Source organism: Bdellovibrio bacteriovorus, from assembly GCF_048286975.1.
GTDB lineage: Bacteria > Bdellovibrionota > Bdellovibrionia > Bdellovibrionales > Bdellovibrionaceae > Bdellovibrio > Bdellovibrio bacteriovorus_H.
Window position 1 is genome coordinate 1232305 of record NZ_JBLVRT010000001.1, and the last position, 19703, is coordinate 1252007.

General features: G+C 50.9%; 21 protein-coding genes. 5 read left to right on the plus strand and 16 right to left on the minus strand.

What is annotated here, in order from left to right:
- Positions 1–128 precede the first annotated feature (128 nt).
- Complete coding sequence (locus ACNQKP_RS06180) at positions 129–482, plus strand: CidA/LrgA family protein (RefSeq protein WP_417863521.1); 354 nt, start codon at positions 129–131, stop codon at positions 480–482.
- Entirely contained in the window at positions 479–1159 is a 681-nt protein-coding gene (locus ACNQKP_RS06185; RefSeq protein WP_015092451.1) for an LrgB family protein, read from the plus strand. The genes ACNQKP_RS06180 and ACNQKP_RS06185 overlap by 4 nt, the downstream gene beginning before the upstream one ends.
- On the opposite strand, the gene hemH is transcribed toward ACNQKP_RS06185, so the two are convergent.
- The 9 genes from hemH to ACNQKP_RS06230 are packed head-to-tail and all read right to left on the minus strand — an operon-like array spanning position 1156 to position 10954.
- Positions 1156–2163 (minus strand): ferrochelatase, encoded by a 1008-nt coding sequence (gene hemH / locus ACNQKP_RS06190; protein ID WP_417863524.1) that lies wholly within the window; start codon positions 2161–2163, stop codon positions 1156–1158. The genes ACNQKP_RS06185 and hemH overlap by 4 nt on opposite strands.
- Complete coding sequence (locus tag ACNQKP_RS06195; protein WP_417863526.1) at positions 2156–3373, minus strand: protoporphyrinogen/coproporphyrinogen oxidase; 1218 nt, start codon at positions 3371–3373, stop codon at positions 2156–2158. The genes hemH and ACNQKP_RS06195 overlap by 8 nt, the downstream gene beginning before the upstream one ends.
- Positions 3370–4719 carry an oxygen-independent coproporphyrinogen III oxidase gene (gene hemN / locus ACNQKP_RS06200; protein WP_417863528.1) on the minus strand — a complete coding sequence of 450 codons (1350 nt, stop codon included), beginning with the start codon at positions 4717–4719 and terminating at the stop codon, positions 3370–3372. The genes ACNQKP_RS06195 and hemN overlap by 4 nt, the downstream gene beginning before the upstream one ends.
- On the minus strand, positions 4716–5735 hold the full coding sequence (locus tag ACNQKP_RS06205; protein WP_416479913.1) for a uroporphyrinogen decarboxylase family protein: 1020 nt from the start codon (positions 5733–5735) through the stop codon (positions 4716–4718). The genes hemN and ACNQKP_RS06205 overlap by 4 nt, the downstream gene beginning before the upstream one ends.
- A complete protein-coding gene (locus ACNQKP_RS06210; protein ID WP_374031297.1) occupies positions 5732–6406 on the minus strand; it encodes a response regulator transcription factor in 675 nt (224 codons plus the stop codon). The genes ACNQKP_RS06205 and ACNQKP_RS06210 overlap by 4 nt, the downstream gene beginning before the upstream one ends.
- Positions 6403–7278, minus strand: coding sequence for a sensor histidine kinase (locus ACNQKP_RS06215; protein WP_417863531.1), 876 nt, complete (start codon positions 7276–7278; stop codon positions 6403–6405). The genes ACNQKP_RS06210 and ACNQKP_RS06215 overlap by 4 nt, the downstream gene beginning before the upstream one ends.
- The gene (locus tag ACNQKP_RS06220; protein WP_417863533.1) at positions 7279–8559 is read right to left on the minus strand and encodes a glutamate-1-semialdehyde 2,1-aminomutase; all 1281 of its coding nucleotides are present in this window, start codon (positions 8557–8559) and stop codon (positions 7279–7281) included. It lies immediately after the preceding gene.
- Positions 8547–10055: a hydroxymethylbilane synthase gene (gene hemC, locus ACNQKP_RS06225; protein ID WP_417863535.1), complete on the minus strand. Its 1509-nt coding sequence runs from the start codon at positions 10053–10055 to the stop codon at positions 8547–8549. The genes ACNQKP_RS06220 and hemC overlap by 13 nt, the downstream gene beginning before the upstream one ends.
- Positions 10046–10954, minus strand: a complete 909-nt coding sequence (locus ACNQKP_RS06230; RefSeq protein WP_011165779.1) for a hypothetical protein — start codon at positions 10952–10954, stop codon at positions 10046–10048. The genes hemC and ACNQKP_RS06230 overlap by 10 nt, the downstream gene beginning before the upstream one ends.
- Before the next feature lie 122 nt (positions 10955–11076).
- On the opposite strand from ACNQKP_RS06230, the gene hemB reads away from it, so the two are divergent.
- Complete coding sequence (hemB, locus tag ACNQKP_RS06235) at positions 11077–12063, plus strand: porphobilinogen synthase (RefSeq protein WP_038448548.1); 987 nt, start codon at positions 11077–11079, stop codon at positions 12061–12063.
- Between the two features lie 48 nt (positions 12064–12111).
- On the opposite strand, the gene ACNQKP_RS06240 is transcribed toward hemB, so the two are convergent.
- The 6 genes from ACNQKP_RS06240 to ACNQKP_RS06265 all read right to left on the minus strand — a co-directional run bounded on the left by ACNQKP_RS06240 (position 12112) and on the right by ACNQKP_RS06265 (position 17248).
- On the minus strand, positions 12112–12453 hold the full coding sequence (locus tag ACNQKP_RS06240) for a hypothetical protein (RefSeq protein WP_088564109.1): 342 nt from the start codon (positions 12451–12453) through the stop codon (positions 12112–12114).
- Positions 12454–12582: 129 nt separating this feature from the next.
- Entirely contained in the window at positions 12583–13281 is a 699-nt protein-coding gene (locus ACNQKP_RS06245) for a substrate-binding periplasmic protein (protein WP_417863538.1), read from the minus strand.
- Between the two features lie 75 nt (positions 13282–13356).
- Positions 13357–14484 (minus strand): hypothetical protein, encoded by a 1128-nt coding sequence (locus ACNQKP_RS06250; protein ID WP_417863540.1) that lies wholly within the window; start codon positions 14482–14484, stop codon positions 13357–13359.
- A gap of 168 nt (positions 14485–14652) precedes the next feature.
- Positions 14653–15210 (minus strand): hypothetical protein, encoded by a 558-nt coding sequence (locus ACNQKP_RS06255; protein ID WP_048349887.1) that lies wholly within the window; start codon positions 15208–15210, stop codon positions 14653–14655.
- Positions 15211–15242: 32 nt separating this feature from the next.
- Positions 15243–16268 (minus strand): TolB family protein, encoded by a 1026-nt coding sequence (locus ACNQKP_RS06260; protein WP_417863542.1) that lies wholly within the window; start codon positions 16266–16268, stop codon positions 15243–15245.
- Positions 16265–17248, minus strand: a complete 984-nt coding sequence (locus tag ACNQKP_RS06265) for an A/G-specific adenine glycosylase (protein ID WP_417863544.1) — start codon at positions 17246–17248, stop codon at positions 16265–16267. Before ACNQKP_RS06265 ends, ACNQKP_RS06260 begins: the two co-directional genes overlap by 4 nt.
- Positions 17249–17362: 114 nt before the next feature.
- Between ACNQKP_RS06265 and speB the strand changes: the two genes are divergently transcribed.
- Positions 17363–18298 (plus strand): agmatinase, encoded by a 936-nt coding sequence (gene speB, locus ACNQKP_RS06270; RefSeq protein ID WP_015092434.1) that lies wholly within the window; start codon positions 17363–17365, stop codon positions 18296–18298.
- On the opposite strand, the gene ACNQKP_RS06275 is transcribed toward speB, so the two are convergent.
- On the minus strand, positions 18299–18796 hold the full coding sequence (locus ACNQKP_RS06275) for a hypothetical protein (RefSeq protein ID WP_417863546.1): 498 nt from the start codon (positions 18794–18796) through the stop codon (positions 18299–18301).
- 151 nt (positions 18797–18947) lie between these two features.
- Between ACNQKP_RS06275 and ACNQKP_RS06280 the strand changes: the two genes are divergently transcribed.
- Positions 18948–19676 (plus strand): substrate-binding periplasmic protein, encoded by a 729-nt coding sequence (locus tag ACNQKP_RS06280; protein WP_417863548.1) that lies wholly within the window; start codon positions 18948–18950, stop codon positions 19674–19676.
- Positions 19677–19703 lie beyond the last annotated feature (27 nt).

Sequence of the window (19703 nt, forward strand, 5' to 3'; positions counted from 1 at the left end):
GGCTGTATTTCATGATCTGTACCACCTTGAGATGGCTCTAATTGATTTGGAGACTATGGAACTGTTCAGGTCTTTGTCAGGAGTGCCGCAAATTGACGGCCCAAACGGGGGAGGATACAGTCGAGGGCATGATTCAGGCCTTTGTTATCCTATTAGTGTTCCAGTTGCTTGGGGAAGCCGTTGTAGCCCTGTTTAAGCTCTTTATACCCGGCCCGGTGCTGGGTATGGTCTTTTTCTTTATAGCCCTGTTGTTGCGCCCTTCTTTAAAAGACAAGGTCGAAATCCTGAGCCGGTCCATTACGGCCCATCTGGCCTTGTTCTTTGTTCCGGCTGGCGTCGGGGTGATTGAATACTTCGACCTTTTCGGCAAATACGGCGTGGGCATGGTGGTCACGGTTCTGATCAGCACGATCATCACCCTGGGAATGACAGCCTTCGTGTTTCACCAACTGATGAAAGTCGGCACCAAGGGGGCCCCATGATCGAACTATGCGCCCTGATCATGACCCTGGGGTTTTATCTGGCTTCCCGTCGCATCAGTGCGTGGGGAAAGGACAATCCTTTGTTAAGTCCGCCGGTGATTTCGATGTTTGCGATCATCGCGGTTTTGCTGATTGCTAAAATTCCCTACCGTGAATATTTCCAGGCCGTCAGGCCGATTCATTTCATGCTGGGACCGGCAACGGTGGCTTTGGCTTTGCCACTATATAATCAACTGGATCGTCTGCGCCGGGTGCTGGTGCCTTTGATGGTGGCCCTGGTGATCGGATCTGCGGTGGGGATTTTAAGCGCGGTGTTTATCGGGGCCTTCATGGGGCTTCCGCATGAAGTGCTGTTGTCGCTGACACCGAAATCCGTGACAACTCCGATTGCCATGGGCATTGCCGAAAAAATCGGTGGTGCGCCTTCCTTGGCGACAGTCTTTGTGATGATCACGGGTATTGTTGGCGCCTTGGTGGCGACCACCGTGATGAAACTGGTGCGGGTAAAAGATCCGGTTGTGAAGGGGTTTGCGATGGGACTTGCGGCTCATGGACTGGGAACAGTCAGGGCCTTTCAGATCGGCGAGATGGCCGGGGCCTTTGCGGGGCTGGCGATGGCGCTCAACGGTTTGATGACCGCCATCATTGTGCCTTTGATACTTTCTTTGATTCCTTAGATGCTTTTCACCAGATCGGCAAAGCCCTGAACCCATTTTGGATTGTCGTTCACGCAAGGGACCAGATAATACTGCTCTCCTCCGTGTTCGTGGAAGGTCTCTTGCCCTCCGATGCCGATTTCTTCCAGCGTTTCAATGCAGTCCGCTACAAAAGACGGGCAGATAACGGCAATGTTCTTTTTGCCGGTTTTTGCCAGGACTTCCAGACTGTGATCGGTTGCAGGTTTCAGCCATTCAGCACGGCCCAGGCGGGATTGGAAAGAAACACTCCAATGGCTTGGAGTCAGATTTAAGGACTCTGCAATTGCCGTCGCTGTGGCAAAGCACTGGGCGCGATAGCAGTTTTTTGCACAGGCATTTTTGTCAAAGCAGCAGTCTTCAGTGGTCAGGCAGCCGGGAATTCTTCGCACATGGCTTTCAGGCAGACCATGGAAGGAAAACAGATAGTGGTCGACCTTTTTATCCTGCAGGGTTTCTTCCGCCAGTTTGACTGACGTTCCGATAAAAGATGCATCGTCAAAGAACGCGGGCAGACGGCGCAGCGGTGTTGTCAAATGAAGCTTTTTGGCCGTTTTTTCAGCCAGTTTGAAAGAGCTTCCATTGGTGGCTTCAGCGTACTGCGGGAACATCGGGGCAATCAGGATTTCATCAACACCGGCTTGCTGCAGTTCTTTCAGTGCGGATTCCACAGAGGGTTCACTGTATTGCAGACCGACTTTCACCACGAATTGGTCTTTCAGTTCATCCTGTAAAAGCCCGGCAAAGCGACGTGTGTAAACAGCAATCGGAGAGCCTTCTTTCATCCAGACTTTTTTGTAGTTTTCAGCCGAGAACGGCGCGCGACGGGGAACAATCAAAAGATTCACCAGCGGCCAGCGCAGAACGAATGGCAGGTTGATGACCTCTTCGTCCATCAAAAACTCAGTCAGATATTTTTTAACATCCGGGACTTCGTAAGAGCGGGGGCTGCCAATATTGATTAACAAAAGACCTTTTTTACCCATGTGCACTCGCAATCTTTTCGGCGATCAAATCGCTGCGTTCCAGAATTTTACTTAAACCAATACCGCTCAAATAATTGCCATGCAGGAACAGATCCTGGGGTTCCGGCACTTCCGCCAGATCCGCCAGTGCGTTTTCCAGGTTCAGATCATAGTAAGGCAACGCTTTTTTCCAGCGGTTGATACGGTAATCCAGCAGAGTGTCTTTCTGACCCAGGATGCGGAAGCGTTCTTCAGCCAGCAGCTTTAGCAATTCACTGTCTGAAAGATCCAAAAGAGCTTCTTCCTGCTGGCCGCCCAGAATCCAGGTTTCATTGTAGGTTTTGTCGCGGTCCTTGAAAATATAGGAGTTCATCAGAACACCCAAAGCCTTCAGGTCAAATCCGCGCGGGATCAGACAGCCAAAGCCCTTGTACTTTTCCTGGGGCTTGGCAAAGAAGAGCGTCACACTCATCAGCGACGACATCTGAACATTGGAAAGAACTTTGGAAAAGGCCGGATGTTTTTTAGCCAGCAGTTGGGTCGCAGATTTTGCAGAGGTTGCAACCACCACCGGTCCCTGCAGGGACTCAAGATTCACCTGAGAATTCAGATGAATCTTTACGCCCAGTTCCTGCAAGCGGGTTTGCAGATGATCGACCAGATCCTGCATTCCCCCTGGACCAGTCAGAAGACCTTTGTATTTGCTGCGCTTGTTCCCGGAAAACAGCGGCCCCAGAATCAGACTGGCGCTAAGATGGGTGATCTCATTGCCGTAAATTCCCTGCATCGCAGGGCCTAGCAGAAATCTTGTCGGAGCTTTGCCGATTTTGCGTTCGCCCCAGTTCAGCAGAGTTTCCCCTGCCTGAGGGCCCAGGACTTTTTTTCCGCTGATCAAAACACGGGGAAGCACACGGCCGATCAGGGTCAGTGTTTCCAGGAAAGTCAGCGGCCATGCCTTGGGTGAATTGCGGAAAAGGAAACGTTTTTTAGAGGACTCCAGGGGATAACTGGGCGTGATGCCCAGTTCATTGAAAAGGCCTTCAGCTTTTTCAGTGCGAATCAGGGCATTGGCGGCACGTTCGGCGATTCCATAAGGTGTCTGGTCAGTACCCAGCAATCCCCCGACACGGTCAGAGGATTCATAAAGTTCTACCTGAAAGCCTTTTTGGGCGAGCCTCAGGGACACTGTCAGTCCCGCAAAGCCCGCGCCGATCACATGCACTGTTTTCATATGGATTGAGAGAAGATTTTGGTCTGAGGTTGTTTGGTTTTCAAGCGCTCATCGAAAAATGCACAGGCATTTCTCAGGAACGGGCGTCCGGCTTCGTTCACCATCAGCTTGTGGTCCTTGATCTCTACCAGTTCGTCTTTGATCATTTCCGCCAGGAATTCCTTGGATTGGTTTTCCTGAGCTTCATTGATGAATGACACTTCAAAGTTCGTCATCAGATTCAGGATCTGTTCGCGACGGACTTTGTCTTCTTCAGTCAGAATGTGTCCGCGCAAAGTTGGCAGACGACCTTCGTTCAAAGCGGCTTCATAAAGCGGCAGCACTTTTTCGTTTTGATGGAAGCTGAACGGAGTTTCAGAGATCGAAGAAACACCCATGCCCAGCAACACATCCGTGCGCTGATCGGTGTAACCCATAAAGTTTCTGTGCAGGCGTTTTTCATTCATCGCAATGCAAAGGTTGTCCGTCGGAAGGGCAAAGTGATCCATGCCCACTTCCACGTAACCACCTTCGATCAGGATGCCACGGGCGATTTCATACAGTCTGCGCTTTTCAGAAGCCTTTGGCAGGTCCTCGTCCTTAAACAGACGCTGCGCCGGTTTGATCCAAGGAACCAGGGCAAAGCTGTACAAAGCAATACGATCCGGGCGCAAAGCCACGGTTGCCTTTGCCGTTTCCGTGATGGATTCCGGGGTCTGGCGAGCCAATCCATAGATCAAGTCAAAGTTCACGGATGTATAACCCATGTCGCGCGCGTCCTGAGTCAGCTTCTGGGTGATTTCCAAAGGCTGGATACGATTCACCAGACGCTGAACTTCGGGATGGAAATCCTGAACACCCATGCTGACACGGTTGAAGCCCAGCTCTCGCAAAGCTTTCAATTGAGCCGCATTGGTACGGCGAGGATCCACTTCGATGGAGCCTTCAAAATCGTTTGTGTCGATTTTCACGCGGGAAAGAATCGGTTTTAAAAGCTGAGTCAAAGCATCCGCGGAAAGGAAGGTCGGCGTGCCGCCACCCAAGTGGATGTGCTTCAGGGGTTTTTCCAAAAGCTCAGGAACCTGATCCAGATACAGCTGCCATTCTTTCAAAACCATATCCACATACGGTGTTTCACGCTTGTGGTCTTTGGTGATGATGTTGTTGCAGCCGCAGAAAGTACAAAGACTTTCACAGAAAGGAATATGCAGGTACAGGGACCAGCCGCCAGTGCCTTCTTTCAAAGTGGCGCGCAGATGCTGCACCCACTGATCCGTGGTGGGATTGGTTTCCCAGTAAGGCACGGTCGGATAGGAAGTGTAACGAGGAACCGGTACGTCGTATTTAGCCAGCAGATCTTTCATCATGACAGCACCTCACGAACAGTATCTACGAACAGTTTTACATTCTTTTCAGGAGTTTTCGGCAAAACACCGTGGCCCAGGCCGCTGACCCAGCCGGCGCGCTGTTCTTTGCTCATGTTCTTCATTGGCGCAAGGTAAGTGTGCATTGCCTTTTTGAAGTCAGCATCATCCATAAACAGCAAGCTTTGGTCGAAGTTGCCTTGAACGAAGCCTTTGTTCTGGATGTTGAAGCAATCCGGAAGATAATTTCTGTGGTCGAAGCCCTGACCTGCCCATGGAAGTGCCTTGAAGGCGTCATTGAAGAACACCGCCTGGGTGCCCTTGGAATAGTAACCGATCTTGCCCGGATAGTCCTGAGACAGACGGGTCAATACCGGCTGGATCCATTCCTGGAAGAACAGAGGTGAAACTTCACCTGCAGCGGTATCGAAGATCATCACGATCTCAACGCCACCTTCCAGTTGCAGGCGGATGTTTTCTTTTAGCAGCGGATACATTTTTTCCAGGAACTGCGGGAACATCGGAGCCAGTTTCTTGGACTGGATCAAAGAACCTGCGTGGGATCCTTCCACTGCGTAAACGAACAATGTCCAAGGACCGCCCACAAAGCCGATCAGACTTTTATTGGAAGGCAGAACCGCGCGAGTCGCTTGCACGGCTTCTTTCTGGAAGTGCATAAACTTAACTGCTTCTTCCACACCACCCAACGTGCCAATGGTTTCCGGAGTCAGTTTGAAACCCAGTTGCGGGCCGTGATCGGTGTATTCCAGGCCCATACCCAGAGCTTCCAGCGGATACAAAATATCGCTGAAAAGGATGGAAACGTCGAAATCAAATTCGGCTACCGGGCCCCGGGCGACTTCCGCCGCCAAATCCGCACGTTTGCAAAGCTGGTCAAAAGAATGATTGGCGCGCATGCCCTGATAGTGTTTGTGATAGCGGCCTGCCTGGCGCATAAACCAGATCGGTGGGACAGCCTGAGGAGTTCTTTTAAGTGCGTTGTGGAATAAAGTGTTCATGTTGCCTCCTCAGTGGACCATTGATAGCCGACGCCGCGAACAGAACGGATGTGTTTTTCTCCGTCATCGCCCAAAAGCTGGCGCAGGCGTACGATAATATTGTCGATAGTGCGATGGCTGGGGTTTTTATCAACGCCCCAGATTTCGTTCATAATTTCATCACGGCTTAGCACCCGTGGTGATTTTTCAATCAAAAGCTGCAGGATCTTCAGATCCGTCACCGGCGGATATTCAATCTGCCCGGTTTTCTTGGTCACGGACATCTGCGTGAAGTTCACCACACAGGATTCCAGTTGCAGTTCGCGGGTCGGGGCATGGGCATCCAGCACATGCTTTACGCGAATTAAAAGCTCTTTCAGGTGGAAAGGCTTGGGGATGTATTCTTCCGCGCCCAGTTCAAACCCCTGCAGGCGGGATTCCGCATCGGCTTGCGCCGTCAGGAACAGGAACAGGATGGGAGCGGTGGCCTTTAGTTTTGCCGCAAGTTCAAAGCCGCTGCCATCAGGCAGGCCCACATCCAGAATTGCCAGGTCATAGTCCTTGGTTTTTGAAAACAGGGACCAGGCCTCGCTCAAGGATTTTGCCCAGGAAACTTCATAGTCCCTTTTCAGGCGTTCATTCAGGGTTTCACCCAAAGAGATGTCATCTTCAACCAGAAGGATTTTTCTCATGGCAAAGTTCCTTGAAGTTCAATGTGGGATTTGAAGCCTTCATTTTCTTTTGATTCAAACCAGATGTCGCCGTTCATCTTTTCAAGCAGGCGTTTTGTCAGCAGCAAGCCAATGCCGTTGCTGCGAACGTCCTGGGACATCAGAATCTCGGAGCCTAGTTTTTTTAGAATGCCTTTAAAGCCCAGACCGTCATCCTGGATCACCAGTTCAATGCGGCCTTCGCCGTGCGGGCGCACACGGATCTTTACCGTGGTGGCTTTGCCGTGCAGGACTGAATTCTGCAGAAGATTGCGCAGAACACTCAGCAGCGCGCGACGATCACCCAGGATTTTGGCTTCACGTTCAAGCTCCACAGTAAGTTCGGAAAACTCACTGCGCAGACTGGACAGAAGGTCACTTAAAGACACTTGTTCTTTCAAGAGCTGACCGGCCTCAAGGTTGGCCAGCAGCAGGGAATTTTCAAGCTGCAGATCCAGACGCTGAATGTCCTGAATCAGACGTTTCATCACCGGGTGGGATGTTGTGTTCAAATCCTCTTCCAGCACTTCGGCCTGCAGGCGCAGGCGTGCGATAGAGGTTTTGATGTCATGGCTGAACGTTGAAAAGAAGAAGCGCAGGCGCTGATGGCGCTTTTGATCGCGGTAAGTGAAGATCACCAAAGCAATCCCGCCAAACAGGATCGCCGCCAGCAGGATCGAACCTTCCCACGCAAACATGCGGTGAGAGGTTCTCATCTGTTCAAGTGAAGCGTTTTCAGGACTGAGTTTCAGCAGGAAGTAAACCCACCACCAACCCACCAGCGAGAAGGTAAAGGCGAACCACAGGATCGCCAATGCCGTCTTGATATGGGGTTTGATGAAGGATTTAGTCATTTACTCCGCCGCATCCACGATAATCTGTGCTGCCTGTTCCAAAAGCTCATCGGAGTGAGCCAAAGACACGAAACCAACTTCGTAGGCATTTGGTGCAAGGTAAACACCTTTGTCCAAGGACTTCAGGAACAGGTTCTTGAAGGTGCCACCTTGGTTTGCCGGGATCTGGTCGATGGAGCGGATTGGGTTCGCTGTCGGGCCGTGGATCCAGAACAGGGATGCCACTTGGCTGACTTCAAGGTTCACACCTTTTTTCGCAAAACCAACACGGATAGCATCAGCGAATTTTTTGGTTCTTTGTTCAAGCACGTTCCAGCCGTCCACACGCTGCATTTTCTTAAGTGTGGTCAGACCTGCGCGCATGCCCACTGGGTTTGCGCTCAATGTGCCGGCCTGGTAAACGTCACCACTAGGGGCCACCATATTCATCAGTTCCGCTTTACCACCGTAGCAACCCACTGGGAAGCCGCCGCCGATGATTTTACCGTAAGTCACAAGGTCCGGACGGATGCCAGTTTGTTCAACCATGCCACCCAAGCCCACACGGAATCCCGAGATCACTTCATCGAAAATCAACAGACTGCCGTTCTTTTCGCAAAGCTCAGCCACTTTTTTCAGGAACTCAGGACGCTGAACCAAAAGGCCATAGTTGGCTGGAAGTGGTTCGATGATCACAGCGGCAATGTCTTTGCCTTGAGCTGCAAACACTTCAGCCAATTTAGCTTCGTCATCCAACGGAGCCACAACAGTGTGAGCTGCCACTTCAGCCGGGATGCCCGCGCTGGAAGAGGCAGATGCACCAGCCAGACCGCTGCCGGCTTTGACCAGCAGGTTGTCGACGTGGCCGTGATAGCAGCCTTCAAATTTCAAAATCTTGGTGCGACCTGTTGCCGCTCGCGCCACACGTAAAGCACTCATCACGGCTTCAGTGCCGGAAGATACAAAGCGCAGTTTTTCCATGAACGGCAAAGTGCTGGTGATCCATTCAGCCAGTTCCAAAGAATAAATTTCAGTGGCGCCGAAAGTCCAAGCTGTGTCCACCATGCGGTGAACTTCTTCTTTCACTTCCGCATCCAGGTGACCCAGGATCAGCGGGCCAAAGCTTTGGCAGAAGTCGATGTACTTTTTGTCTTCAACAGAAGTCAGGAAAGCGCCTTCAGCTTTTTTGAAGAAGACTGGCGCACGGTCAAGACCCTTGAAGGAACGAACCGGGGAGTGAACTCCGCCTGGAGCGACTTTCAAAGCGCGTTGGAAAAGTTCTTCAGAAGTTACTTTGTGCATTGTTTTCTCCAGTCTTCCTGATCCAAAAAGACATGCAGTCGGCTTGGATCGTATTTCTTGTTTTCTTGCAAATAGGATCGGATCACCTGATGGGTGTTACCCGGTCCGGAGGCGTGGTGCTGGGATAAAATTCCCGGCTCTTGCTCAGCCGCTTTCAGGAACTGACTGCCGCTGCTCCAGAAGTAAAACTTCTTGCCCGACAGATTCTGGTATTCCTGTTGCGCTTTAAGCGTGTAGGTCGGCACCAGAGTCATGTTTTCCTGATCAGAAGCGTAACCGTCCTCGTGGCTCAGTTTGGCCCAAGCCAGCTTCTTGCCGGCCAGGATATCCATACGGGCTTCTTCCTGTTCGCCCAGGCTTTCCGCACATCCGTGCACCCATATACCTTTTTGAGAGAGGTTTTTCCACGTTTTTAGACCTGCCGTCCATACAAAATCAGACCACTTCAGGTCCGCCGGCCAGGCCTCGCTGCGGGCGACAAACAGTCCGTTGGTGCCAGCTGGAATCTGATAGCTTTTAAGGGCTTCACGCTCGGCAGTCACTTCAGAAGACCACAGGTCCTGTGCAGCAAATTGTGGCGCTGGATTGTTCAATTTCAGCTCGCGTTTGTCCAGAACCTGGCCTGCGTCAGTCAGCCCTTTAAGCAGGGTGATTTGACCATAAGGGCGGGCCAGCACGGCAACGCCGATTTTCTGGTGGCAGCCGCCGCCGAAGCTGGAAAGAACATCACGCTCTTTTTGGGAGCAATGGAAGGTGTCAGCATGGTGGATGGACTGCAAAAGATCCTGCAGGTCCTGACGGGACCTCAGGACTTCCACCGCCAAGGCCCCTTGGGCCGCGGCATTGGGATTCACACTCAGTGGCAGCACCACCCAGTTCAATTCGTTGAAATACTGGCGCAGCTGCTGCTGGCCTTCCAGGAATTCCGGCAAGGTCGCAGAGAACAAACGGTCAAAGGCGGCTTTGGCCACGATCAGGCCGTCGGTTTCCGGGGACTCAATCAGCTTGCGCACGCGAGTCAGCATGTTTCCGCGCACACTTTCAAATTTCACGTCCTGCAAACCAAAGGGCAGGTGTTCTTTGAAGAACCCTGTCAGGTTGTATTCGCGGCGTGGGGACGAGCTGAACACTTTCAGTGTTTTGCTGCCCTTGATTTTGTCGAAATGGGATTTTTTCACCAGCAGCAGGTCACGCTGATCCGCACGCGGCAATGTCGCGGCAATCACAGTTTCGGATTTGTGCTCGGTGGGCAGGTCTTTCCAGGAGTGCACGACCAGATCGGTTTCATCACGCAAAAGCTCGCCGAAGAAGTCCTCGGTGAAGACGCCTTTTTCCGGAATCTTCCAAAGAGGATCGGTCAGGTTCTTATCACCCAGGGATTCGCGAAAACGGTAGTCGATTTCGATCTGTGGATTTTTTTCTTTCAGAGCGTCTCCGACCATGTAGGCCTGGAGACGGGCCAGATCACTTTTCCTTGCGGAAATTCTTAAGCGCATATGTCGTCCCAACCAAGTGGGCGAAGCTCTGTCCTTTGTGTGAAGGCCAATGCGCGCTCAAGCAGAGCGGCTTTCAAAGCCTCCAGTTTGGTGGTGGTGTCTTTTTTGGTTTCCTCGATCTCAGCAAAGAATTTGTTAAGACCCATGAAACCCACATGAGAGAATTGCGATGCAACGATGTCCGAAAGGGCGTTCGCTTCCCCGCGCAGGTCATAGACCGCGTGAGGGCGAGTGTCTTGTTTGTTCATCAGCTCCACAATGCGCTCATCAGTAAGTGGTGCAGCAATCACCAAAGCTTCGCCGTGAATAAAAGCATCATTGTAAGTGGAAATGGTAAGATTGTCGTATTTATCGGCGAAGGCCTGCATTTTTGCAGGTTCACGGCAGATCACCTGAACGGACTTTTTCAAAGCCAGCCACGGAAGGATTTCCTGAGCCAGATGGCCGGAACCGCAGATGGTGACAGAGTCCATGTCTTTTGTGTAGCGGCGCAAAAGACTGCCGTAGCTTTGGGATCCCAGGCCCACAAGATGCTGGGCGCGCGTTTTCTTCACTTCCGCCATGATGAAGTTCAGCCATTTCTGGTGATCTCCGAACAAGGGGTCCTGAATTTGTTTGCGGGAATCGACGAAAAGTTTGAACTGACCGAAGACTTCAGTCTCGCCCACGATCGGGGAGTGAAGGCCGCACAGAATCTCAAGCAAAAGACTCAGTGCCTTTTCGCCACGAAGAACAGTGTCTTCCGGTTCAATCACATCCGCATAGTTGCCCAGTTCCATTTCTGTGCAGAAAAGGATCTTGCGCAGACACGTCTTGAAGATCGCGGCGTCTTGCAGAGCTGCGAATTCTTCAGAGAAGTTTCTATTGGATTTTCTGTGAACGAGAAGTATATCTTCCATGTAGGATTAGGTTTATCACTAACCTTTCATTAAAGTGTCATCGAAATGTCATGGCTCTTGCAAAAGTCTGCCTGTTATTTAAGCAGATGACCCAATTTAAGACCCCAGGGTGGAGACTGATTATGAAACTCACTCAAAGACCGAGAAGAAATCGCACGACAGAGGCTTTGCGCCAAATGGTGGCTGAAACAGAACTGCGTGCATCGCAGCTGGTTTTACCTCTGTTTTTGGTGGATGGAAAGGACCAACAGCAGGCCATTTCCACAATGCCGGGGATTTATCGTCTAAGCCCGGACCTGACCTTGAAACTGATCGAAAAAGCCGTGGCATTGGGGGTTAAGTCCTTCGACCTTTTTCCCGCCCTGCCAGAGTCCAAAAAAGACAAGTACGGAACAGAATCTTTGAATCCGAATGGCTTAATGCCAACAACTCTCAAAATGATCCGCGACAAATTTCCGGACGTGACTTTGATCACCGACGTGGCTTTGGATCCGTATTCTTCTGACGGTCATGATGGTGTGGTCGAAAACGGCAAAATCCTGAATGACGAAACCGTTGAACTGCTGGCGAAGATGTCCTTGGTCCATGCGCGCGCCGGGGCTGATATCGTGTCCCCGTCGGACATGATGGATGGCCGTGTGGGGGCGATTCGTGAAGCTTTGGACAACGAGGGCTTCACCAACACGGGGATTCTTTCTTACTCGGTGAAATACGCTTCCTGCTTCTATGGCCCGTTCCGTGAGGCGTTGGATTCTGCGCCAAAATTCGGCGACAAAAAAACTTACCAGATGGATTACCGTAACACGCGTGAGGCTTTGCGTGAGATTGACCTGGATGTGGCCGAGGGTGCTGACATGGTCATGGTGAAGCCTGCTTTGAGTTATCTGGATGTGATCGCGAAAGTGAAAGCCCACACGCACTTGCCAGTGGCGGCTTACAATGTCAGTGGTGAATACAGTTTGATCAAGGCCGGTCACAAGGCCGGAATCATGGATGAAACCCGCGGTATGGTGGAAACTCTTTATTCCATCCGTCGCGCTGGTGCAGATGTGATCTTCACATACTTCGCCCTGGATATGGCCCAGTGGCTTCGCGATAATCGCAATTAATTCAAATGCCGGCGACAGAACTGTTGCCGGCATTTTCTTTTCAGTCGTTTATTTGCTGCAAGGTTTTAGCACGACTTCGACTGTCGCCTGTCTGTCAGTTTCGATCTGCGCAAACAATATGATTTTGCCCAAATTATCCCAGACTCTGATATCAACCAGTGTAAAGCCTGTTCTGTTCTTGATTGTTTTCTGAATGATCTGTTCTGCTTCTTCCGGAGTTCCCGTGTAGCAGATTTTATCGGTGAAAAGAAAATTGGCGGGAATTTTTGTCGCCTTGTCGATGATGGTGATTTCGTTGTAGGCGCTGACGATAATAACGGCCTTTTGTTTGGCCTGTGCCGTTGCAGAGAACATCAGGGACAGTGCCGCTAGAACGATAAACTTGCGCATAAAAGCTCCTTTGTTTTTTTGGTGTCGAAACAAGGGATTGCGCGGATCGTGCCACAGGGGAAATGAATAAATTGATTTTGAGGGTGTGGCGCGCGAAAAAGCCACAGACACGGTGACAACCAAGGCGCATCAGCGACTGTCGCTGGCGGCAACGGACTTTTTTAGCAGTTCGATTTCTGCTGACGGTGTTTTGATGTTGCAGGCCAGATACAGGTCCACGCTGGCAATTTTCACGACTTTGACGTAGTCGAAAAACTCAGTGCCCTTTTGTTTTTCAAAATCAATATAGACCGGATCATCGATCCAAAGCTGGATTCTTTGCCCGACAAGCTTGTCTTTGTTCAGCCAGTTGGTCACGACGGATTCCGTTTTAAAGCCCTGTCGTTTCAGTTCGCTTAAAGAAGCGTCTCCTTCAAGTCCCCCAATCACAAACTGTCGGGCTTCTTCCAGTTTTTGAATGGAGGCCGCGGGGGTTCCCTTCTTTGCAAACAGGGCCCATTCGACGGTGACCAAAGGGCCGATCCAGTGAAACAGGGCTTCTCGGTCTGGTGTTCTGGCGGTGGAGTACACGCAGTGGCGGGGGGCACTTAAAGCGCGGTTGTAAGCACGCAACCAGGGATAAAGTCGGATCTGGTACTCCACGCCGGACTTTTCCATGGCCCTTCGGACTTTGTTGGTGGCAAGTCCGACAATGGCTTTGGTCTTGCTGTTATAGTAATTGTAGGGCGGGTAGTCCTCGGTGCTGATTTGATATGATTTCTCCACCTGGGCAGAAACCGCTCCGGATGTGGAAAACAGAGCTAAGAAGAAAACCAGCGATAATTGCATTAATACCTCGCCAGTCTTAACTTTATCACTTCTTAACACGCGTATTCACGATGTCCTTCGACACTGGACCGGAAATTACTGAAAGTAGTGACGGTAATAGATCGTGAAAGTGGGATCGATTTTGCCGGTTTCAACGTTGCGACCGTTGTAGGTCTGATAGTTGTGCAAAGTTCCGTGAGTTTGTTCCAGTCGGAAACCAATGCGCCAGTTCTTTTTACCTGTGGACAGATCCACATAGCCTGAACCCTGATAGCCATCCTGGAAACCTTTGGAGTTGTGACCGATCTCTGCTCGGTAAGTCAGTGTTCTTGGGCCGGCCTGGCACCACAAAACCCCACCGACATTGGCCGCCACGTAGCTTGCGCCATCAATGGTGGAGCCACGACCGCCAAGTTCGGTGAACGCGCGGGCACGGCAGGTGTTTTTCGCGTTCACGTATTCTTTCGCAATACCCAGATAAAGACCCATGATCATGCCGTCACGGGTTTTCTGCCCGTCGCTGATATAGGTTGGCGTTTTGGTTTGACCTGGCTTCAGGTTGTTCACCATCTGGTGGAACTTGTCCTGCTGGTTGGCGGCCGTCAGCACGTTGCCACGGGAATCAGACTGCAGTTGCTGCCAGCCGGCTTCGGCTTTCCAGTAGAAAGTTTCAGAGCGGGCGCTGTCGATATTGTCGATAACGAACTTCAGAATATTTTCATTGGTGAAGTGCTGGTCGATCCCACGGCCACCGTCAGGAAGTTGTTTGGCGGTGCCTTCGATTTCGCGAGTGTACAAATCAGAAGTCGCATCAAACTGCAGGTAATGACCCGTCGGCAGGAAGCCACCGATGGAAAGTTTTGATCCATGAGTATAACCGTTGTCATCAGTGTCAGCGCCCACCGCAATTGGATTCAGCAGGTTGTAGTCGTTGGTGACGGCAAGATAAACGCTGATACCACGTGGACGTTCAAAGTCTTCACCTGGAAGGAATTGTCTGAACATTTCAGGAACATCGCGGGCGTCTTTGAATCGGATGTGGATCACACCACCGAGCTTTTCCGGGCGAGCGGCGTTGTTGTAGGAATATCTATGGCTGAAGATATCAGGCTGTGTGTTCTCGGCATACAAATCCTGGAATTTCCAGAACTCTTCAGCATGGGCCACTGAAGAAAGACCAAGAACGGAAGAAAGAACCAACGAGCCCCATCTTTTTGAAATCATGAATCCACCTTGCGAATTTTTAATAGAGTTAAAGCACAAGTGGGTAATTCACAAGGCGGGGGCTTCGGATTCACCTTTTTCCAAGGCGTCGTCTAAAGTTCAGCCGGTTTAACTTCGCAATGACGTGGACTTACGTGGAACACGCGCCAGTGAGGGCTTTCAAAGGGGCTATTGTTTCGTTGTCGGAGTGGTTGGAGCAGGGGCCGCGGGAGCCGCTACCGGCTTTTTTTCCTCTTCATTCCAAGAGAAGGATTTCATGATCTGATTGCAGCTTTGCAGGGACTTGCTGAAGCTGGCTTTGTCATCCAGGCAGGTCATGATCGCCACGCGGTCCTGATTTTTCAGGATCACCTGACGGATCTGTTTGTTCTTGGAGCGGGAAAGCATATCCACCACCAGAGCGGGGCTGCCGTTCAATTCGAAATTCTTGGCCGAGATCACCTCAAAGCCATAGTTCGGGTAGTCCCGCATCCATTTGCGCGTGTAAAGCTCCAGCGACGCGGTTTTGGCCACCTTGTCGGTGCGAATGCTCAAGACTCCTTTTCCGTTGTCTTTGGCGGCAAAGCGGACCGTGTCCAGCAGGCTTTGTTCAGAGGTGGCAACCGGGACCCAGGATGTGCCTTCGGTTTTAAGGGTGAAACCCTTGTGCAGGAAATAAAGACCCTTTTCCGGATTGGTCAATGCCGAAGAGCTCGTCGCCGGATAAGGCGCCGCTAGGGCAGACATCGGTAAAAGGATCAATAAACCAAGCAGATTTCTCACTTCTTCAGGGTATCTGAAGGGGCGGCTTCCAGGCAAGGGCCTAAATCCGCTGGCAAGGCGACAATGTAAATTTGTTTCTTGTCCTGAAAACTGCGAGTAAATGCCAGGCGCTCCTGGGATTCATTGGAAACCACCGGGGACGCCAAAGAGTCATTGCCTTTGAATACAACCTGCGTGCACTGCTTTTCCAGATCATAGACTTCCAGCTGCCACTGTTTTTCACCCTTGCGCAGGATGCTGTAAAACAGACGGGCCGGGGATCTTGGGGCAAACTGCAGATCGCGGTATTCACCCTCCTGGCTTTTTAAAACCACGGGGATTTTTTCTTTCAGCTTAAAGGCCACCAGACTTTGCGTGTTGGCTTTCAGATCCTTTTCCACCCATACCAGTTGTTTGCTGTCGGGGGAAATTGTTGGGAAGCGTTTTTCTTTGTCTTTTTCTGCAGAGATTAAACTGACCGGCAGGTTCTTCAGATCCAGACGATAGATGCCCGTCAGGCCACCACGGCGGGAGGTGAACAGAATTGCAGGCTTCAAAGCATGGGTCACGAACAGACTTTGTCCGTCATAGCCCGGTTGCTGGGTCAGTCGCACAATCTCGGTGCCATAAAGATCGCTCATGTACAGATCTGACGGAGGATATTCTTTGTCGAAAGTTTTGTTCAGCAGCGGGCTTTCTTTAATTTCATCGGTAGTGGAAGAATAAAGAATTTCTGCGGAACTGATATAGATCGCATCAAAGGCGTCACCGTCAGAGAACGTCACCCGGCGTTCTTTGTTTTTCGCCAGATCCATTTCGTAAATTTGTGAGCCCTTGTGAGATGATCGGCCACGGCTGGTGTAAATCAGTTTATCGTTGTCTTCAGAAAAACGGGGATGATCGTTGTCACCCAGAAACGTGATTTGTTTGGAGCCTTTGGCCAGCAGATAATCCGGAGTCAGAACGTCTTTGGTGACACTCAAATGTGAACAACCCATTGCAAGAAAACAAAGGGCCACGATCGCCGGATTCATCCACTTCATATTTCAACCTTGTGCAGTACTTTCTGGAGTAAGGAAGAAGGATTGACCTTCTTCAGTTCTTTCAAATCAACCCACTGCAGGTTTTTGCCCGTCAGCGATTTCTTTTCAGTGATCTGAATAAAGATATCATGATGGGTAATGTTGTGTTTGGCATCATAGGCTTTGGGCTTGTTTTTTTCCATGCTGATTTCCCCGGGGAAAATCATCTGGCCTTTCAGGAAGGGGGCATAGTCGTTCTGTACTAAAGCCACCTTTTTATTTTTGATGGCGACCAGCGGTTTCCAGACCCAGACCTCGGATTCTTTGCGCGGTTTTTTCAGCGGCAGTTTTTCCACCAGATTTTTTTCGCGGGACACACAAGTCGCGGCCCACGGGCATAGCATGCACATGACCTTCTGTGGAGTGCACACAGTCGCACCCAGCTCCATCAGGCCCTGATTGACGACATCCGCCTGCCCCAGCAGGGAAAGCTCGTCAGAGATCTTTTGCAGTTGATCACGACCTTTGCCGTTCCACCATTCCAGTTTCAGGCCGTAACGGCGGGACAAAACTCGAATGACATTTCCGTCCAGCACACCCACCTTTTCACCGAAGGCGATGCTTGCGACTGCGCGGGAGGTGTAAGGGCCAAAGCCCGGAAGCTCCAGCAATTCAGCGGCGGTTTTTGGAAAACCACCGGCGGCCAGCGCTTTGGCTGCCTTGTGCAGATTGCGGGCGCGGGAATAGTAACCAAGCCCCGCCCAGGCCTCCATCACGTCGGCTTCGGGGGCGTTTGCCAGATCCTGTACGGTCGGGAACTTTTGCAGGAACTTTTCGAAGTAAGGAATGACAGCAACAACAGTGGTCTGTTGCAACATGACTTCTGAAAGCCAGATACGATACGGGTTCTTGTTTTCCCGCCATGGCAGAGAACGTTTGTTCTTGTTGTACCACTGGGTCAGTTGCTTGTGATCTGTCTTGTAATCGTGTTGGGCCGCCATGCGCGGTAATGTAGTCAACAGCCCAAGGCAGAGTCAAGGGGCGTCATTGCCCGAGGCTCGACACAGGGGTAGAATAGGGCTGTAACCCGGTTTTTTTGTCAGTTAGGAGCACCCATGGAATACAAACCGTTAAGCGGGCGCGAGTTTCCGCGTTTTTCTGCAATTAAAACTTTCTTCAGATTGCCGTATGTTTCTATCGAAGCCGACTATGAAGTCGGGATCTTTGGTATCCCGTATGACGGTGGGGTGTCTTATCGTCCGGGCGGCCGTTTTGCACCGGCGAAAGTGCGTGATGTTTCCAGCTTGGGTCGTGGCTTCCATATGACCCGCATGGAAAACTTCTTTGAAAACCTGAAGGTGGCCGACATCGGCGACTGTCCAACGGTGCCGATTGATCAAAAACAGACTTACGAAAAAATTGAAAAGTTTGTGGGTGAGGTTCTAAGTCACAACAAACGTTTCCTGGCAGTGGGCGGGGATCATTCCACGACTTTGCCGGTGCTGCGTGCTTTAAGAAAAAAATACGGCAAGCCTTTGGCGTTCATTCACTTTGATGCGCACTTGGACACTTATCCGGCGGCCTGGGGGCAGGAATACCATCACGGGGCATTTGCCCGTCACGCGGTGGAAGAAGGCCTGGTGGATCCAAAGAAAATGGTACAGATTGGTATTCGTGGCCCGTTGGCCGGGGGCGATGATCTGACTTTCGTGAACAAACACGGTATCCGTGTGATCACCGTGGATGAAATCCGCAATCAGCCAATCACAGAATTCCTGAAAACCCTGCCGACGTTTGACGAAACTCCGACTTATATCAGCTATGACATCGACAATCTGGATCCAAGCTGTGCGCCGGGTACCGGCACGCCCGTTCCGGGGGGCCTGACGACTTACGAAGTTCAGCGCATCTTCCGTGCGTTGAAGATTCCGAATCTGGTGGGCGGCGACGTGGTGGAGATTTCTCCTCCCTTTGACCACGCTGACATCACTGCGTTGGCCGGCATGGATGCTCTTTTTGAAATGCTGCACCTGTTTCCCATCAAGAAGTAATTAGTTTCGTTCGCCGTGGGATATCACCAGGATCTGGGATTGGGTGATATTCACGGCGATAAAACTGATCGCATTGACACTCGGATACCAATACGTGTCCGGGTCTACCCAAAACTTTTCCAGCCCTTCTTTGAGTCGCAATAATTCCCAATGATTTTTTATTTTGGTTTGCTGCATGATCTGAATGTGATCAGCATCATCGTAGCGTTGGATCTGACCCTCCATGGAGGAAAGCAGCGTCTGCATCATTAAAGCCCAAGAGGCTGTGCGCAGGCGCCAGTCATTGAGGTCAGCCAGTTCTTTCAGGTCCATTTGCAATTCGGACGCACTGCTTTGGTAAAGTTCGAAACGCAGACAGGCGAAGTCAGAAAACGATTCCTCGACCCGGTCGCATTCAGTGCGCAGAGCCTTCAGACTGGCTCCTGGTTCAATCTCTGTCAGGGCGAAGAGCGGTCTTGAGAAGCTCAGCACTAAGATGAGTACACTCACAAATTTCATCAGAAACCTCCTGAAGACAATCTTGCTGCAAAGTCGTCACCACATTGGGGGACTTTGAATGAGTATTGAGCATCAAGGATGTCCGAGGAATGGATTAAATTTTACTTTTCGCAATTTGGAATTTGGTAAGGGAGTCTGTTAGTATAAGGCCATGAAACTTTTGGTGCTTATGGTGTTTCTTCTGGGTTCCATTTCAGCCGATGCGCGTACTGCAGAGCTGAGGCCTCTGATCATGGGTTTACCATTTCATGTGAAGCGTGTGAAGGCCATCCAGCAATACCAGGATTTTTTGACTGGCACCTTGGCTCAGGCCGGATTTAAAGTCACAGTGCAGACGTCCCAAGGCAGGTTGGTCAGTCAGATGCTGGTGGATGGAGAACTTGACGCCATCATGTACGATGACAAAAGCTGGACCGAGGGAAGGAACAAAACCGTGTCGGTTTCTTTTCCGATCATCCGCACCCGGGCTCGTGTGTTTTATCTAAGTGACAACAAAAAGTTCAACGAAGAAAAGCTGAGAAAATTCAAAGGTGGAGTTTCCACCAATAATATTTCTTTGAACAAAGAAGCAGCGCGAAGAAAGTTGAAGTACATCAATACCTCCAGCCCCCTGCAAAGTGTAGTGGATCTTCTGGGAGGCAAGATCGACTATTTTGTCGCGATCCAGGAGGTGGGCTTGAGCGTGGTCGAATCCCATCCGGAAGCCAAAGGCAAAGTGGTCATGGGAAAGACCGTGTTTTTGGAAGCCCCGCTGTATATGACTTTCGCAAAGAAATTTGAACCGGATATGCCAAAAATTGAAGAGGCTTTCCGAAAGGCGCTGACCGGGGATCTTTCAAAGTATCCGCTGATCATGGATAACCTGAACAGAGCTCCCTGAAAAGAAAAAGCCCGCTGCTTTGAACAG

Coding starts and splice junctions, on each gene's coding strand:
- ACNQKP_RS06220 (WP_417863533.1), bottom strand. CDS start 8,559: ATGCACAAAGTAACTTCTGAAGAACTTTTCCAACGCGCTTTGAAAGTC.
- ACNQKP_RS06205 (WP_416479913.1), bottom strand. CDS start 5,735: ATGAACACTTTATTCCACAACGCACTTAAAAGAACTCCTCAGGCTGTC.
- ACNQKP_RS06240 (WP_088564109.1), bottom strand. CDS start 12,453: ATGCGCAAGTTTATCGTTCTAGCGGCACTGTCCCTGATGTTCTCTGCA.
- ACNQKP_RS06260 (WP_417863542.1), bottom strand. CDS start 16,268: ATGAAGTGGATGAATCCGGCGATCGTGGCCCTTTGTTTTCTTGCAATG.
- ACNQKP_RS06255 (WP_048349887.1), bottom strand. CDS start 15,210: ATGTCTGCCCTAGCGGCGCCTTATCCGGCGACGAGCTCTTCGGCATTG.
- ACNQKP_RS06275 (WP_417863546.1), bottom strand. CDS start 18,796: ATGAAATTTGTGAGTGTACTCATCTTAGTGCTGAGCTTCTCAAGACCG.
- hemC (WP_417863535.1), bottom strand. CDS start 10,055: ATGCGCTTAAGAATTTCCGCAAGGAAAAGTGATCTGGCCCGTCTCCAG.
- ACNQKP_RS06245 (WP_417863538.1), bottom strand. CDS start 13,281: ATGCAATTATCGCTGGTTTTCTTCTTAGCTCTGTTTTCCACATCCGGA.
- hemB (WP_038448548.1), top strand. CDS start 11,077: ATGAAACTCACTCAAAGACCGAGAAGAAATCGCACGACAGAGGCTTTG.
- hemH (WP_417863524.1), bottom strand. CDS start 2,163: ATGGGTAAAAAAGGTCTTTTGTTAATCAATATTGGCAGCCCCCGCTCT.
- ACNQKP_RS06210 (WP_374031297.1), bottom strand. CDS start 6,406: ATGAGAAAAATCCTTCTGGTTGAAGATGACATCTCTTTGGGTGAAACC.
- ACNQKP_RS06265 (WP_417863544.1), bottom strand. CDS start 17,248: ATGGCGGCCCAACACGATTACAAGACAGATCACAAGCAACTGACCCAG.
- ACNQKP_RS06195 (WP_417863526.1), bottom strand. CDS start 3,373: ATGAAAACAGTGCATGTGATCGGCGCGGGCTTTGCGGGACTGACAGTG.
- ACNQKP_RS06180 (WP_417863521.1), top strand. CDS start 129: ATGATTCAGGCCTTTGTTATCCTATTAGTGTTCCAGTTGCTTGGGGAA.
- ACNQKP_RS06250 (WP_417863540.1), bottom strand. CDS start 14,484: ATGATTTCAAAAAGATGGGGCTCGTTGGTTCTTTCTTCCGTTCTTGGT.
- ACNQKP_RS06185 (WP_015092451.1), top strand. CDS start 479: ATGATCGAACTATGCGCCCTGATCATGACCCTGGGGTTTTATCTGGCT.
- speB (WP_015092434.1), top strand. CDS start 17,363: ATGGAATACAAACCGTTAAGCGGGCGCGAGTTTCCGCGTTTTTCTGCA.
- ACNQKP_RS06230 (WP_011165779.1), bottom strand. CDS start 10,954: ATGGAAGATATACTTCTCGTTCACAGAAAATCCAATAGAAACTTCTCT.
- hemN (WP_417863528.1), bottom strand. CDS start 4,719: ATGATGAAAGATCTGCTGGCTAAATACGACGTACCGGTTCCTCGTTAC.
- ACNQKP_RS06280 (WP_417863548.1), top strand. CDS start 18,948: ATGAAACTTTTGGTGCTTATGGTGTTTCTTCTGGGTTCCATTTCAGCC.
- ACNQKP_RS06215 (WP_417863531.1), bottom strand. CDS start 7,278: ATGACTAAATCCTTCATCAAACCCCATATCAAGACGGCATTGGCGATC.